The following is a 16,060-nucleotide window of genomic DNA, read 5'->3' on the forward strand; positions in this document are numbered from 1 at the left end:
TGTTGGGTTGCATAGGGGAATTTATCATGCATTTCATCTTCAAGGGTTTTGTCGGCGCCGCCGCTGCGGCGCTGTTCGCCGTTTCCGCCGCCGAGGCCGGAACCGTCTATTCGGTCTCCGATGACGGCGGGGCGACCTTCGCCACCGTGGCGCCGCTTGCCACCGCCGAGACGTCGAGCAGCTTCTACAACTACGCGAACGCCATTGCCAACCCCAGCTTCACGCTGCTGGACAACGCCATCCACCTGTTCCTGCACGAGGACACCACCGCCACGGGCGCGGCGTCGATCTCGCTCGGCATGATCCTCACCAAGACCAGCGGCGATCTGGCCAAGACCGTGTTCCACATGAGCGGCGCGCCGGCCGCGGCGATCGCCGGCGTCGAGGACGATCCCAGCGACTATTTCGGCTGGGAAGACGACGGCGACGTCAACGGGCGCTATTCCATGTGGTGGCGCGCCGCCAACCGCGACGGCTTCACCATCGACAATCTGGGCGCGTCCGACTGGCGCATCGACATCGAGAGCGATCTGCTCGAAGGCGTCAGCGACGTGGTGTTCCTGACCGGCGATCCCATGGCCCCGACGATGCTGTCGCTGAGCGGCCTCGACAACGTGGCCATCGTCGCCGAGACGCTGGTCACCGGCGGCGGCGGCCAGGTCGCGCCGGTGCCCCTGCCCGCCGCGCTGCCCATGCTGGGCGCCGCGCTGGCCGGGCTGGCCGGGATGCGTCGCTTCCGCCGCAAGGCCTGAGCCCGCAAGGGCGCGATGACCGAACGGGGGCGGCGGCGCCGCGCCCGTTCCTGCGCCGCCAGGCATCCTGATCCGGGGCCGGCCCGCTGACGGGCCTCCCGATCGACCGGGGCCTCTCGACCAACTGGTTTTCAGACATGGCGCGCCGCCACGCCGATCCCGGCGCCGCGCCCGACCTCACGCAAGACCGCCTTTCGACATATCGACCCGGCCGCCCCTCGCCAGCGCGGCCCGCCCTGTGACCGCTGCAAACGTCCGAGCCGCGTCGGCTCGCATCTGAGGCAACCCGTGACGGCGCATGTTGCGCCGAACAGGAAAACCCCCGCCGTCGGCATGACGGCGGGGGTTTTTCTGCCTTGCGCATCGCGCGCGCCGACCCCCTTGCGGGGGGCGACGCGCGGGCGGCGCCTAGTTCTTGGCGTAGTATTCCACCACCAGCTGCGGTTCCATCATCACCGGATAGGGCACGTCGCCGAGGCTGGGCGTGCGCACGAAAATCGCGGTCAGCTTGGTGTGATCGGCCTCGATGTATTCCGGCACGTCGCGCTCGCCCGACTGGGTGGCCTCGAAGATCAGCGCCATCTGGCGGGACTTCTCGCGCACCTCGATCAGGTCGCCTTCCTTGACCCGGTAGGAGGGGATGTTGACCCGCTTGCCGTTCACCGTCACGTGGCCGTGATTGACGAACTGGCGCGCCGCGAACACCGTGGGCACGAACTTGGCGCGGTAGACCACCGCGTCAAGGCGGCGTTCCAGCAGGCCGATCAGCATTTCCGAGGTGTCCCCGCGCAGGCGCTCGGCCTCGGCGTAGATGCGGCGGAACTGCTTCTCGGTGAGATCGCCGTAATAGCCCTTCAGCTTCTGCTTGGCGCGCAGCTGGATGCCGTAGTCGGACAGTTTGCCCTTGCGGCGCTGGCCGTGCTGGCCGGGGCCGTATTCGCGCCGGTTCACCGGGGATTTCGGGCGGCCCCAGATGTTTTCGCCCATGCGGCGGTCGATCTTGTACTTGGCGGCGGTGCGCTTGGTCATCCGCGTGCTCCTTGTCTGTCAAATGCGGGCGCTCTCCTCTCCCCAACCATGCGGCGGGGCGACAGGGACAATCTTGCGAAAGCCGCGAACGCCATGGGAACCCGCTTCCGTAACCGGGGGCGGGATGGGCGGCTTATATAGCCCCCGGCGCCGGAGTCAACCGACCGCCCGGCGCCGCGCCGCGCCAATGACATGGATCAAGGCGAATTCCCCCGCCCGGCGCCAGACTGCGCCCGTGTTTCCCGCAACGGGACATGATCCCCGCATACGGAGCAGAGCCATGAGCATCAAGAACATTCTGGTATCCTACAACGCGCTGCCCTCGGCCAAGGCGGCGCTCGACCTCGCCCTGAAGATGGCGGAGAAATACGACGCGCACATCACCGGCATCCTGTCCTACGGGCCGAGCCGCATGTCGGTGGCGCTCGGGCCCTGGGTGACGCCGGACCTGCTCGAAACCATTCAGGAAAACGAAACCGCGCGCCGCGCCGAGATCCGCGCCAGCTTCGACGCCGCCTGCAAGGAATTCGAGGATGACCGCCCCGGCAAGAGCCATTTCATGGATCTGGGCGGCGACGCCGACGAATCGCTGATGGAGGCGGCGCGCTACTATGACATCGTGGTCATGGGCCAGTATCAGTCCGACCCCGAGACCGCGCATTTCGCCCCCCATCCCGACACCGTGGCGCTGAATTCCGGGCGCCCGGTGCTGGTGGTGCCCGAAGATTACCGCACCGACCGGCTCGGCGACCGGGCGGTGCTGGCCTGGGACGGCAAGCGCGCCGCGGCGCGGGCCATGTCCGACGCCATGTCGATCCTCGAAAACAAGTCCATCGTCACCATCCTCACCGTCGGGTCGGGCGAGGCCTCGCAGCGCAAGGAGGGCCTCGACGTGGTCGCCCATCTGGCCCGCCACGGCATCATGACCGACTGGAAGAACGTGCCGCGCAACGGCGGCGGCGTCGGCGGCGCGATTCTGGACATGTGCGAGGAAAAGAAGGCCGGCCTGCTGGTGATGGGCGCCTACGAGCATTCGAAATTCACCGAGGAGCTGATCGGCGGCACCACCAAGTCGATCATGAAGAACGCCCGCATCCCGATCCTGCTGGCGCACTGACCGCGGCGCCGGGCGCGCGCCGGACCTTGGGCCGGGGCGAATGCGGCGGCCGCGGCGCGCGCCGTCCGTTCAGCGCGGCTCGACCGGGGCGTAGCGGTCGCGCAGCTTCTGCAGCCCGCCCTGCACGCCGAATTCCGCCTGCAGGCGGATCAGTTCGGCGTCGCGGCGGCGGAACTCCTCGATGATCTCGTCGGCCATGTCCTCGTCGCCGAGGCGCACGAGCCCGCGCCGCGCCAGCTCCACCGCCGATTCGAAGGTCTCGCGCACCACCTCGTCGGCGCCGGCCTCGCACAGCTCCGCCTCCGAAAACCGGTCATAGGTGTCCACGAAGATCGCCACCCCCGGAAAGCGTTCCTTGATGCGCTTCACCGCCTCGCGGGCGCCGTCGCGGTCGTCGATGCACAGAAAGATGATCGCCGCGCCCTCGGCCCCGGCGCTCTTGAGCACGTCGATGCGCCGGGCGTCGCCGTAATAGACCTTTGATCCGAAGCCGCCGGCCATGCGGATGCGACGCGGGGAATTGTCGATCAGGGTGACGCTGTGCCCGCGCAGCCGCAGCACCCGCGCCACCACCTGCCCGACGCGGCCGAACCCGGCGATCAGGATGCGCGAGCGGGGGGCGCGGGACGCGTCCTCCAGATCGCCGGCGGCGTCGTCCTCGACCGGGGCGGCGCGTTCGGCCAGCAGGATCGCGAAGGGCGTCAGCACCATCGAGGCGGTGACGATCGCCGCCAGCAGCGAATGCTCGGCGCCGTCGATGACGCCTTCGCCCGCGGCGGCGGTGAACAGCACGAAGGCGAATTCGCCGCCCTGCCCCAGCGTCGCCGCGATGCGCCGCGCGTCATGGGCGTGCGACCCGAAGGCGCGGCTGAGCCCATAGAGCGCCGCGCCCTTCAGCGCGAACAGCCCCAGCGCGCCGCCCAGCACGACCAGCCAGTCATCGGCGATCAGCGACCAGTTCAGGGTCATGCCGAAGCCCATGAAGAACAGCCCCAGCAGCAGGCCGCGAAACGGTTCGATGTCGCTTTCCAGCTGGTGGCGGAATTCGGTCTCGGCCAGCATCACCCCGGCGATGAAGGCCCCCATGGCCATGGACAGGCCCACGTATTCCATGGCCAGCGCGGCCCCGGTCACCACCAGCAGCGCGGCGGCGGAAAACACCTCGTCGGCGCGGGCGCGCGCCACCAGCCTGAGCGCCGGCTGCAGCACGTAGCGCCCGGCCAGCACCAGCGCCGCCACCGCGCCCAGCGCCAGCAGCACGCTGGCGCTGTCGAGCCCGCCCTCGGATGCCGGGGCCAGCAGCGCCACCAGCGCCAGCAGCGGCACGATGGCCATGTCCTGGAACAGCAGGATCGAGAACGCCCGATCGCCGTAGGGCCGCGACAGATCGCCCTTTTCGCGCAGGATCTGCACCGCGAAGGCGGTCGAGGACAGCGCCAGCGCCAGCCCCGTGGTCAGCGCCGCGCGCCAATCCATCCCGAAGGCCAGCAGCGCCCCGGTCAGCGCCGCGCCGCTCAGCGCCACCTGCAGCAGGCCAAGCCCGAAGATTTCGGTGCGCATGCGCCAGAGCCGCGCCGGGCGCAGCTCCAGCCCGATGACGAACAGCAGCAGCACCACGCCGAATTCGGCGAAGGCCAGCACGGATTCGGGCTCGCCCACCGCCCCGGCGCCGAAAGGCCCGATCGCCGCCCCGGCCGCGAGGTAGCCCAGCACCGCCCCGAGCCCGATGCGCTTGAACAGCGGCACGGCGACCACGGCGGCGCCGAGAAACACCATCGCCTCAACCAGAATTTCGCTTCCGCCGCCAACCGCCATCCGCTCGACGCCCTTGTTGCGCGCATCCGCCGCGCGGCCCGCCGCCGCGTTCGCGCGTCCCTTTTGCTGGAGCCCCGGCCCCGGCGCAACCGCGCCCGGATCCGTGTAACATGGCCCCGCGACTCTCGTCCGGATTGTTTCGGCCGAATCGGCGCCCCCCATGGATCGACGCCTGACCGCCATCCCCGGCGATGCGGCGCATGCGGCGGCGCCGGCCGGTTTCCCGCGCCAACCGGGCCGTCCCCGAACCCTCGGCCTGCGGCGCGAATGGCCGCGCCCGCTTGCGTCCGGCGTCCGCCTCGCTATAACCGGCGCGGCCCCCCCTCACGGCCCCGAGCAATACGCCTGCGCGCCCGCGCGGGTCAGCGTGGAGCGACCATGCCCAAGCGGAACGACATTTCCTCGATCCTCATCATCGGGGCCGGGCCGATCATCATCGGTCAGGCCTGCGAGTTCGACTATTCCGGCGCTCAGGCCTGCAAGGCGCTGCGCGAGGAAGGGTTTCGCGTGGTGCTGGTCAATTCCAATCCGGCGACCATCATGACCGACCCGGACATGGCCGACGCCACCTATATCGAGCCGATCACCCCGGAAATCGTCGCCCGCATCATCGAGAAGGAGCGCCCCGACGCGCTGCTGCCCACCATGGGCGGGCAGACCGCGCTCAACACCGCGCTGGCGCTCGACGACGACGGCACGCTGGAAAAATTCGGCGTCGAGCTGATCGGCGCCAAGCGCAAGGCCATCGAGATGGCCGAGGACCGCAAGCTGTTCCGCGAGGCCATGACCCGCATCGGGCTGGAAAACCCCAAGGCCACCATCGCCAACAACATGGCCGAATGCATGGCGGCGCTGGATCATGTGGGCCTGCCGGCGATCATCCGCCCGGCCTTCACGCTCGGGGGCACCGGCGGCGGGGTCGCCTACAACCGCGCCGATTTCGAGGCGATCTGCAGATCGGGGCTCGACGCCTCGCCGGTCAGCCAGATCCTGATCGACGAATCGCTGCTCGGCTGGAAGGAATTCGAGATGGAGGTGGTGCGCGACGTCGCCGACAACTGCATCATCGTCTGCTCCATCGAAAACCTCGATCCCATGGGCGTGCACACCGGCGATTCGATCACCGTCGCCCCGGCGCTGACCCTCACCGACCGCGAATACCAGATGCTGCGCAACGCCAGCATCGCGGTGCTGCGCGAAATCGGCGTCGAGACCGGCGGATCCAACGTGCAGTTCGCCATCAGCCCGGACAGCGGCCGCGTGGTGGTGATCGAGATGAACCCGCGGGTGTCGCGGTCCTCGGCGCTGGCCTCCAAGGCGACGGGGTTCCCGATCGCGCGCATCGCCGCCAAGCTCGCCGTGGGCTACACGCTGGACGAGCTGGACAACGACATCACCAAGGTGACCCCGGCGAGCTTCGAGCCGACCATAGACTACGTGGTGATCAAGATCCCGCGCTTCGCCTTCGAAAAATTTCCCGGATCCAAGCCCGAGCTCAGCACCGCGATGAAATCCGTCGGCGAGGCCATGGCCATCGGCCGGACATTCCACGAATCGCTGCAAAAGGCGCTGGCCTCGATGGAGACCGGGCTCAGCGGGCTCGATGACATCGCCATCCCCGGCCTGCAGGAGGCGCGCGACGACGAGGATCGCCAGCGCGCCGTGATCGCCGCGCTCAGCCAGCAGACCCCGGATCGCATCCGGGTCATCGCCCAGGCCATGCGCGAGGGGCTGGGCGACGACGACATCGCCGCCGCCACCAGCTACGATCCGTGGTTCCTCGCCCGCATCCGCGACATCACCGAGGCCGAGGCGGCGATCCGCGCCCATGGTCTGCCCGAGGACATTCACGGGCTGCGGGCGCTGAAGATGCTGGGGTTCTCCGACGCGCGGCTCGGCGATCTCACCGGGCTGACCGAGGACGGGGTGCGCCGCATCCGCCACGCGCTCGGCCTGCGCCCGGCGTTCAAGCGCATCGACACCTGCGCCGCGGAATTCGAGGCCCAGACCCCCTACATGTATTCCACCTACGAGGCCGACGCGATGGGCGAGGTGGAATGCGAATCCCGCCCCACAGGCGCGAAGAAGGTGGTGATTCTCGGCGGCGGGCCCAACCGCATCGGGCAGGGCATCGAATTCGACTACTGCTGCTGCCACGCCTGCTACGCGCTCACCGCCGCGGGCTACGAAACCATCATGATCAACTGCAATCCCGAGACGGTTTCGACCGACTACGACACCTCCGACCGGCTGTATTTCGAACCCCTGACCGAGGAAACCGTGCTGGAGATCCTGCACGCCGAAATGCAGAACGGCGTGCTGCACGGGGTGATCGTGCAGTTCGGCGGGCAGACCCCGCTGAAGCTCGCCCATGCGCTTGAAGCCGCCGGCATTCCGATCCTCGGCACCACGCCCGACGCCATCGATCTGGCCGAGGACCGCGAGCGTTTCCAGCAGCTGCTCGACGAACTGGGGCTGCTGCAGCCGCGCAACGGCATCGCGCGATCCGACGAAGAAGCGGTGCGCATCGCCGCCGAGGTCGGGTTCCCGGTGGTGATCCGCCCCTCCTACGTGCTGGGCGGGCGGGCCATGGAGATCGTCGCCGACGACGCCCAGCTTTCGCGCTACATCCGCGAGGCGGTGGTGGTGTCGGGCGACAGTCCGGTGCTGATCGACAGCTATCTTTCCGGCGCGGTGGAGGTCGACGTGGACGCGATCAGCGACGGAACGCGCGTGCATGTCGCCGGAGTCATGGAGCATATCGAGGAGGCCGGCGTGCATTCCGGCGACAGCGCCTGCTCGCTGCCGCCCTATTCGCTGAGCCGCGCCATGATCGACCGGCTGAAGGCGCAGACCGTGCAACTGGCGCTGGGGCTGAAGGTGCGCGGGCTGATGAACGTGCAATTCGCCATCAAGGGCGACGACATCTACGTGCTGGAGGTGAACCCGCGGGCCTCGCGCACCGTGCCGTTCGTGGCCAAGGCCGTGGGCTCGCCGATCGCCGCCATCGCCGCGCGGGTGATGGCGGGCGAAACCCTTGACGGTTTCGCGCTGAAATCCCCGGACACGCCGCATGTGGCGGTGAAGGAGGCGGTGCTGCCCTTCGCCCGCTTCCCCGGCGTCGACACCCTGCTGGGGCCGGAGATGCGTTCGACGGGCGAGGTGATGGGGCTGGACGCCACCTTCGAGCGCGCCTTCCTGAAAAGCCAGATCGGCGCCGGGGTGGACCTGCCCGAAGGCGGCCCCGACGGCGCAAACGTGTTCGTGTCGGTGAAGGACGGCGACAAGGGGGCGGTGCTGGAGGCGGCGCGGATCGTGCAGGATCTGGGCTTTCACATCCTCGCCACCGGCGGCACGGCGGCCTATCTGATTGAAAACGGCGTTGCGGCCGAACTGGTGAAAAAAGTCTACGAGGGCCGCCCCAACATCGTCGACCGCATGAAGGACGGCGACGTCGCGCTGGTGTTCAACACCACCGGGGGGCTGCAATCGGTGGCCGACAGCAAGGAAATCCGCACCGTGGCGCTGTATGGCAAGATCCCCTACTGCACCACCGCCGCCGGGGCCCATGCGGTGGCCCGGGCGCTGCAGGCGCGCCGCGAGGGGCCGCTGGACGTGGCCGCCCTCCAGACCTACGTCGCCTGAGACGGGGCCGGGGCGCGGCCCGGCGCATTCTCGGCGCAATCCCGGTCCAGACTGGATCGGGCGAAGACCGCATCGGCGAAGCAAGTGACGGGAGGCGCGGGCGTGTCCGCAGCAGGATTGCATATCCTAAAGCTCTGCGTCGGGGTGGCGAAGGTCGAAGACCTCGCCGTCGGGCAGGCCAGACGCAGCGCCGAACGCCGCGCGGCGGGCGAGGACGACCGCCCGCGCCACGTCACCCGCATGTGGCCCCGGCGCAAGGATGAAATCCTTGCCGGCGGCTCGCTCTACTGGATCATCAAGGGACGGATGATGGTGCGCCAGCGCATCACCGCCATGGAGCCCGCCGATCTGGGCGACGGAATCAATCGCTGCGCCATCATGCTCGACCCGGCGCTGGTGCTGGTGGAGCCGGTGATCCGCCGCCCGTTCCAGGGCTGGCGCTATCTGAAGGCCGAGGACGCGCCGGGCGATCTCGGCGGCGCCGGGGCGCCCGCGGACCTGCCCGCGCCGCTGCGCGCGGCGCTGGCCGAAATCGGCGTGCGGTGACGCCCATGTCGCTGCGCGCCCACGCCTTCGCCGAGGCGCTGACCCGGCTGCGGGAACAGCATGTGGCGGCGTTGCTGGAACGCATCGCCACGCTGATCGATCTGGGCGCCGAGGTCACGCCGGAACCCTGGCTGCGCGACGCGGACGGCGATCTGCGCCGCAGCGCCATCCTGCGCCTGCCCGCCCGCGCCGATCTGGCGGCGACGCGCGCCGGGCGGGCGCTGCCGCCGCCGGCCCCGGACATGCAGGCCGGGGCGGCGCCCATCGCCCTGACCGCCTTCCCCGCCGGCGAGATCATGCTGCAGGACGATATGCCCCTGACCCTGCAGCCGTTCCGCTGGCAGGCGGCGCTGCTGACGCTCGACGCCCCGGGCCGCGTCCCGGACTGGACCCCCCTGCGCCGCTGGGCGCTGGAATGGATGCAGGCGCATCACGGCGCCGAGGCGCCCGAACTGCTGGGCGCCCTGCATGCGCTGGGCGATCCGCGCCAGGAGGGCGCGCAATTCCTGCTGTCGGTGGATTTCGGCTCCGCGCCGCCGCGCGCGGTCAGCGAACTGGCCGAGGCGCTCGCCCATGCCGGCGCCGATCGCGTCGCGCTCGGCCCGCAAACCTGACGCAAGGGGCGCGATCCCGCCGAATCGCCTGATCGCAGCGCCTGATCGCCAGCCATGCGGCGCAAAGGCCGGCCAGGCTGCGCCCCCGGCGCCCCCTGACAGGACAAGGAAAATCAGCGGCGGGTCACGGGCGTGTTGTCGATCAGCCGCACGTCGCCGATGGTGATCGCCGCGAACAGCCGCCCGGGCCGATCGGGGTCCAGCCGCGATTGCTCGGCCAGGGTCGCCTCGTTGCGCAGATCGAAATACTCCACTTCCGCGCCGGCATCGGCCAGCGCGTCGGCGCCGGCGTCAAGCGCCGCGTCCACGTCGCTCCCGGCCGCGATCGCCGCCGCCGCCTTGACCAGTTCGCGATACAGCCGCGCGGCGGCGCGCCGGTCCTCGCCCTGAAGCCGCTCGGAGCCGGCGGATATGGCGATGTCGTCCATGTCGCGTTCCGTGGGCGCCGCGACGATGCGGATCGGCAGATCCAGATCCCGCGCCACCCGCCGCATGATCGCCAGCCGCTGCCAGTCGCGTTCGCCCAGCATCGCCACATCGGCCTGCGCCTGGTTGAATATCTTGACCATGGAGCGGATATAGCCGTCAAAGCGCCGCGGGTTTTCTTCGCCGCACAGCACGTCGGTCATGCCGCGCAGCCGGATCTCGGTGGCGTAGCCGGCGGGGAAGAAGGTGCTCGCGGCCGGGGCGTAGAGCGCGTCGCAGCCCTCGATGTCCAGCAGATCGGCGTCCGCGTCCTCGGTCGGGGCGTAATCCTCGGGCCCCATGCCCTCGGGCCGATCCAGCGGGTCCGTGAAGATCACCGCCAGCACGCGATCGCATTCGCGCCGCGCCTCGCGCATCAGGCTCAGATGCCCGTCATGCAGCGCGCCCTGCGTGGGCGCGACGGCGATGGTCTCTCCAAAGGCGCGCCACGACTTGATGCGCGACCGCAATTGCGAGACGGACCGGATGATCGGTAAGTTGTGCATTTCAACCAAGCATGTAAGCGCCCGAAGACCCCGGGCGCTGGGGGGATTTCGTCAGCGCGCCGGCATTCGCGCGCAGTAAAAACGCGGTCCTCGACAGTGAAGACCTCATTCAATGAGTCTCTCACCTATGGGTTTGCGGCCGCAGTTTCAAGCAGCGGCAGATTGAGCGCCGTGGCCAAAGCTTTCGCGGCGCCCCGTGAAATATCGTTCCACTGCGCGGCGCCGGACAGGCACAGATTCGCCTCGCTGTTCAGAATGAGCCCGTCGGACAGGACCCGCAAGTGGTTCGCGCGCAAGGTGTCCCCACTTGACGTAATGTCCACAATCGCTTCGGCGGTCAGGTTCTTCACCGCGCCCTCGGTGGCGCCCTGGCTGTCCACCAGCCGGTAGTCGGCGACGCCGTGGCGCTGGAAGAACCGGCGCGTCAGCACGTGATATTTTGTCGCAACGCGCAGCGAAATCCCGTGGCGGGCGCGAAAATCGGCGGCGACGGCGTCGAGATCCGCCATGGTCTCCACATCCGCCCAGGCGGCGGGCACTGCGACGATCAGATCCGCGTGGCCGAAACCCAGCTTCGCCGCCAGGCGGATCCTGCCTTCCCAGCCGGGGATCTTTTCACGCACCAGGTCCTCGCCGGTCACGCCAAGGTGAATCCGCCCCGCCGCCAGCTCACGCGGAATTTCCCCGGCCGAGAGCAGCACCAGTTCGACGCCGTCGATCCCCGACACCAGCCCGGCGTATTCCCGCACATCGTCCGCGGGCGTGATGGCGACGCCCCGCGCCGCGAACCAGTCCACGGTTTTCTGGCGCAGCCGCCCCTTGGACGGCAGCCCGAGCTTGAGACCGGCGCCCTGCGGGGTCATGCGCCGCCCCCCCTTGCCGCGATCAACGCTTCCGGGCGCACCACGCCGCCCACCGCCGCCAGCCGCGCGCCGCCGCCCAGCCGCTGCATCAGCGCGTCATAGCGCCCGCCGCCGCCCAGCGGCGGCAGATGCGGCGCGCCGGGGGCGCGGAATTCGAACACGAAGCCGTCATAGTATTCCAGCGCCCGCCCGAACGAAGCGTCGAAGGGCAGCGCCCCGGCGTCGATCCCGCGCGCCGCCAGCGCCTCGAGCCGCGTTTCCATGCGATCCAGCGCCGGGCTCAACGCCGGGGCCTCGGCGGCCAGCGCGCGCAGATCGTCAAGCGCCTCGGCCGAGGGCCCGCGCACCGCCAGCGCCGCCTCGATCAGCGCGATGCGTCCGGCGGCGATCGGCGGCGTGCGGGCTTCCTCAAGCAGCGCCTCGGCGCGATCGGCGATCTCCTCGACGCCGCGCAGCCCCACCAGCCGGCGCGCGCCGATATGCGCCAGCAGCGCGGACCGCCCCGTTGCGGCGGCCGCCAGAAGCGCCGCGCGTTCAGGCGACGCCGCCCCGCCCCCGGCGCCGAAACCCTCCAGCACCGCGCGGAATTTCCCGGGCCGCCAGACATGGCGGCGCAGGGCGGCGCGGCGGCGCTCCGGGCCCTCGACGCCGTCGATCAGCGCCAGCGCGATCGACAGATCCCCGGTCAGCGCCGTCACCTCCACGCCGTGCAGCGCATCGCGGATCAGCGTGAAGATCTCGGCGTCGGCGGCGACGGCGTCGGCCTCGCCGAGCATCTCCATCCCCGCCTGCAAATATTCCGTGGGCCGGGTCGATCCGGCCTCCTGTCGCCGCCAGACCGTGCCGCAATAGGCGTAGCGGGCGGGCGTCGGGGCGCCCGAATCGCGAGCGAAATGCGTCAGCGCCACGGGCACGGTGAAATCGGGCCGCAGGATCAGTTCGCCGTCGACCGGGTCATGGGCGATGAAGGCGCGCGCGCGGATGTCCTCGCCATAGATGTCGAGCAGCAGATCGGCGGGCTGCAGCGATGGCGGCGCAATCGGGCGCGCCCCGGCGCGCGCGAACAGCGCCGCGATGCGCGCGGTTTCCTCCGACAGCGCCCCGAGCCCCGGCCCGACGCGCCCCCCCGGCAGATAGGCGCGCGAGGCGCTCATCAGGATTTTCCCGCATCCCGATCGGCGCGCGCGATCATCGCCGCCACTTCATCCACCAGATCAGCGCGCAAGACCTCGATCTGCGCGGGCTGGGATTTCCACTGCTCGTTGGTCTCGATCTGCGCCGCCAGCCGCGCGCCCAGCGCCAGATCCTTGATCTGCACCACGCCGCGCCGCTTCTCGTCCTCGCCCTCGATCACCGCCACCGGGGCGGCGCGCCTGTCGGCGTATTTCAGCTGCTTGCCCATGGCGCCGCCGCCAAGGAACACCTCGGCGCGGATGCCGGCGGCGCGCAGTTCGCCGACCATGCGCTGGTAATCGGCCATCCGCGCCCGGTCCATCACCGTCACCACCACCGGCCCGGGCAACGGCGCCCCGGCCCGCCCCCTGGCGCGCAGCGCCGCCAGCAGCCGGTCGACGCCGATGGAGATCCCCGTCGCCGGCGTCGTCTGGCCGGTGAAGCGGCGGACCAGATCGTCATAGCGCCCGCCCCCCGCCACCGAGCCGAACTGCCGCTTGCGCCCCTTGTCGTCGAGGATCTCGAAGGTCAGCTCCGCCTCGTAGACCGGCCCGGTGTAATAGGCCAGCCCGCGCACCACCGACGGATCGATGACCACGCGATCCGCCCCGTAGCCCTGCGCGTCGAGCAGCGCGGCGATCTCCTCCAGCTCGGCCACGCCCTCGGCGCCGATCTGCGATTCCCCGACCAGCTCGCGCAGCCGGGCGCAGGTGGCGGCGCCGCTGTCGCGCCGCGCCGCGGCGAACCCCATGACGATCCCGGCGGCCGCGTCGTCAAGCTCCGCGCCCCTGGTGAAATCGCCGCTCGCATCCTTGCGCCCGGCGCCAAGCAGCGCGCGCACCCCGTCGGGCCCCAGCCGGTCAAGCTTGTCGATGGCGCGCAGCACGACGCCGCGCCGGTCCGCGTGCAGCTCCGGGTCGGCGGGGTCCAGCACCCCGGCCCGCTCCATCACCCCGTTCAGCACCTTGCGGTTGTTGATGCGGATGACGAAATCCTCGCGCGCCACGCCCACGGCCTCCAGCGCCTCGGCGAGCATGGCGCAGATCTCCGCGTCGGCGGCCATCGAGGCCGAACCCACGGTGTCCGCGTCGCATTGATAGAACTGCCGATAGCGCCCCGGCCCCGGCTTTTCGTTGCGCCAGACCGGGCCCATGGCGTAGCGCCGGTAGGGGGTCGGCAGGTCGTTGCGATGCTGCGCGAACACCCGGGCCAGCGGCGCGGTCAGATCGTAGCGCAGCGCCAGCCAGCCGTCGTCATCGTCCTGCCAGGCAAAGACGCCGGCGTTGGGGCGGTCCACGTCGGGCAGGAATTTTCCCAACGCCTCGACGGTCTCGACGGCGCTGGTCTCCAGCGGGTCGAAACCGTAAAGCCGATAGACTGCGGCGATGCGCGCCAGCATGGCGTCGCGCTCGGCGACCTCGGCCCCGAAATAATCGCGAAAGCCGCGCGGCGTGCGGGCGGCGGGGCGCCGGACCTTGGGTTTCCTGTCTCTGGCCATGGGGTCGGGTCCTTCGTGATCCACGCCGCAGGCTCGGGCGCGGCGCGCGCGCGTTGCTTAGCGGATCGCCCATTGCGGGGCAAGGCGGGGGCCGCGCCCCGCAACCGCGCCCCGCAACCCCGCCCCCTACACGCCGAACCCGGCCAGCCGCGGCAGATACAGCGCCAGCGGCTGGAACAGCAGCACCAGCGCCAGCCCGATCAGCATCAGCAGCACGTAGGGCATGGCGCCGCGGATCACCTCGGCCAGCGGCGCCCTGGCGATGCCCTTGATGACGAACAGGTTCATGCCCACCGGCGGGGTGATCAGCGCCAGTTCCAGATTGATCATCAGCAGCACCCCGTACCAGACCAGGTTCACGTCGAACTGGACCAGCGCCGGCAGCACGATCGGCGTGGTGATCAGGATGATGGCGATGGTCTCCAGAAACATCCCCAGCACGAAGATCACCAGCATCACCACCAGAATGAACTGCATGGGCCCGAGCCCGAGCGCCGTGACGCTCTCCATCAGCTCGATGGGCAGGCGGATGATGGTGACCGCATGGCCGAACATCGCCGCCGCGGCGAGGATCATGAACAGCATGGCGGTGGTGCGCACGGTCTCGTAGGCGGTCTGGGCGAAATCCCGGATCCCGAAATTGCGGTAGATCGCGGCGCCCACGAACAGCGCGTAGATGCAGCCGATGGCCGCGGCCTCGGACGCCGTGAACACCCCCAGATAGATCCCCCCCAGCACCACCGGCGGCATCAGCAGCGACCAGACCGAGCGGCGCATCGCTTTCGCGCAGGCGGCAAAGCCGATCCAGTCGCTCTGGCGGATCTCGCGGCGAAAATACCCCTGCGACATGCAGAACGCCGCGAACAGCAGCGCCATCAGCACCCCCGGGATCAGCCCGGCGATGAACAGCGCCCCGATCGAGGTCTCGGACACGATGGCGTAAAGGATCATCGGCCCCGAGGGCGGGATCAGGATGCCCAGCGTGCCCCCGGCGGCGATCACCCCATAGGTGTCGCTGGGCCGGTAGCCGAAGCGCTGCATCTGCGGAATGGCGCTCGACCCGATGGTCAGCGCGGTGGCCACCGAGGACCCGGAGATCGCCGCGAAGATCGTGCAGGCCAGCACCGTCGCCACCCCCAGCCCGCCGCGAAAATGCCCCACCAGCGCGTTGGCCGCGTCATAGAGGTCGTCGACCACCCTGGCGCGGATCATCACATGGGCCATGAACGCGAACATGGGGATCGCCGTCAGCAGCCCGTTGTCAAGCTTGGCGAACACCGTGTCCGCGATCGAGGACACGCTGCCCTCGCTCAGCACGGTGACGGCGATGGCGATCAGCCCCAGCCCGGCGAAGATCGGAATGCCGGTCAGCAGCAGCAGGATCAGCGCCGCCAGAATCAGAAACGTCGTCATCGCCGGCGCCGCAGGCCGAGGATCAGATCAAGGCCGCGCGCCACGGCAAGCAGAAACAGCAGCCCGGCGCCGACCAGCATGAAGGATTGCGGGATCCACAGCGGCGCCTCCAGATAGCCGTCGGAATAGACCCCGATCATGCGCGAGAACCGCACCGCGCCCAGCGCGCTGACGAACAGCACGCCCGACACGATGGCGACCGACAGGTTGGCCCAGAGGTCGAGCAGCCGGCGGCGCGGCCCGGCGACGCGTTCGCTGAGGATATCGACGCAGACATGTTCGCCCCGGCGCAGCGCCTCCGCCGCGCCGAGCATGACGATGGCGACCACCAGAAACCCCGACAATTCGTCGGACCAGGTGACCGGACGCCCGAGCACGTAGCGGCGAAACACGCTGAACCCGGTGACCGCCAGCGTCAGGGCCACCAGCATGGCGCTGAGCACGCTGGCGGCGAAAGCCAGCCAGCCGATGGCGCGGGTCAGCGGGGACGCGCCGAGGTCAGGGGGGGGATCAGGCGAAAAACCGGGGGGAAAACCTGGGGACGGGGCGTCGCGCGACGCCCCCTCCCCCCCCGGGGCAAACGGTCTCCAGCCCGGCGCCGACCAGCATGAAGGATTGCGGGAT

13 protein-coding genes are annotated in these 16,060 nt (G+C 69.9%); 5 read left to right on the plus strand and 8 right to left on the minus strand.

What is annotated here, in order from left to right:
* Window positions 1-26: 26 nt before the first annotated feature.
* Window positions 27-752, plus strand: coding sequence for a VPLPA-CTERM sorting domain-containing protein (locus AC1HC7_RS09595; protein ID WP_479498968.1), 726 nt, complete (start codon window positions 27-29; stop codon window positions 750-752).
* 408 nt (window positions 753-1,160) lie between these two features.
* Here AC1HC7_RS09595 and rpsD read toward each other — a convergent pair whose 3' ends face one another.
* Window positions 1,161-1,781: a 30S ribosomal protein S4 gene (gene rpsD, locus AC1HC7_RS09600; RefSeq protein ID WP_479494948.1), complete on the minus strand. Its 621-nt coding sequence runs from the start codon at window positions 1,779-1,781 to the stop codon at window positions 1,161-1,163.
* Window positions 1,782-2,061: 280 nt separating this feature from the next.
* On the opposite strand from rpsD, the gene AC1HC7_RS09605 reads away from it, so the two are divergent.
* A complete protein-coding gene (locus AC1HC7_RS09605; RefSeq protein ID WP_479494947.1) occupies window positions 2,062-2,898 on the plus strand; it encodes a universal stress protein in 837 nt (278 codons plus the stop codon).
* A 69-nt stretch (window positions 2,899-2,967) separates the two neighbouring features.
* Here AC1HC7_RS09605 and AC1HC7_RS09610 read toward each other — a convergent pair whose 3' ends face one another.
* Window positions 2,968-4,713: a monovalent cation:proton antiporter-2 (CPA2) family protein gene (locus AC1HC7_RS09610; RefSeq protein ID WP_479494946.1), complete on the minus strand. Its 1,746-nt coding sequence runs from the start codon at window positions 4,711-4,713 to the stop codon at window positions 2,968-2,970.
* Between the two features lie 378 nt (window positions 4,714-5,091).
* On the opposite strand from AC1HC7_RS09610, the gene carB reads away from it, so the two are divergent.
* The 3 genes from carB to AC1HC7_RS09625 all read left to right on the plus strand — a co-directional run bounded on the left by carB (window position 5,092) and on the right by AC1HC7_RS09625 (window position 9,518).
* Window positions 5,092-8,358: a carbamoyl-phosphate synthase large subunit gene (gene carB / locus AC1HC7_RS09615; RefSeq protein ID WP_479494945.1), complete on the plus strand. Its 3,267-nt coding sequence runs from the start codon at window positions 5,092-5,094 to the stop codon at window positions 8,356-8,358.
* Window positions 8,359-8,460: 102 nt separating this feature from the next.
* Window positions 8,461-8,904, plus strand: a complete 444-nt coding sequence (locus AC1HC7_RS09620) for a DUF1489 family protein (protein WP_479494944.1) — start codon at window positions 8,461-8,463, stop codon at window positions 8,902-8,904.
* Between the two features lie 5 nt (window positions 8,905-8,909).
* Entirely contained in the window at window positions 8,910-9,518 is a 609-nt protein-coding gene (locus AC1HC7_RS09625; RefSeq protein WP_479494943.1) for a hypothetical protein, read from the plus strand.
* Window positions 9,519-9,631: 113 nt separating this feature from the next.
* Here the strand turns inward: AC1HC7_RS09625 and AC1HC7_RS09630 are convergent, their stop codons facing one another.
* The 6 genes from AC1HC7_RS09630 to AC1HC7_RS09655 form a co-directional block, all read right to left on the minus strand.
* The gene (locus AC1HC7_RS09630; protein ID WP_479494942.1) at window positions 9,632-10,489 is read right to left on the minus strand and encodes a 4-phosphopantoate--beta-alanine ligase; all 858 of its coding nucleotides are present in this window, start codon (window positions 10,487-10,489) and stop codon (window positions 9,632-9,634) included.
* A gap of 125 nt (window positions 10,490-10,614) precedes the next feature.
* Window positions 10,615-11,352: an ATP phosphoribosyltransferase gene (hisG, locus tag AC1HC7_RS09635; RefSeq protein WP_479494941.1), complete on the minus strand. Its 738-nt coding sequence runs from the start codon at window positions 11,350-11,352 to the stop codon at window positions 10,615-10,617.
* On the minus strand, window positions 11,349-12,506 hold the full coding sequence (locus AC1HC7_RS09640; RefSeq protein ID WP_479498969.1) for an ATP phosphoribosyltransferase regulatory subunit: 1,158 nt from the start codon (window positions 12,504-12,506) through the stop codon (window positions 11,349-11,351). The genes hisG and AC1HC7_RS09640 overlap by 4 nt, the downstream gene beginning before the upstream one ends.
* Window positions 12,506-14,023 (minus strand): histidine--tRNA ligase, encoded by a 1,518-nt coding sequence (gene hisS / locus AC1HC7_RS09645; RefSeq protein WP_479494939.1) that lies wholly within the window; start codon window positions 14,021-14,023, stop codon window positions 12,506-12,508. The genes AC1HC7_RS09640 and hisS overlap by 1 nt, the downstream gene beginning before the upstream one ends.
* A gap of 126 nt (window positions 14,024-14,149) precedes the next feature.
* Window positions 14,150-15,436, minus strand: a complete 1,287-nt coding sequence (locus AC1HC7_RS09650; protein WP_479494938.1) for a TRAP transporter large permease — start codon at window positions 15,434-15,436, stop codon at window positions 14,150-14,152.
* Window positions 15,433-16,060, minus strand: a 628-nt coding sequence (locus AC1HC7_RS09655; protein ID WP_479498970.1) for a TRAP transporter small permease, incomplete at its 5' end; no start/stop codon positions are given. The genes AC1HC7_RS09650 and AC1HC7_RS09655, both read right to left, overlap by 4 nt.

It is taken from the genome of Oceanicella sp., from assembly GCF_056449545.1.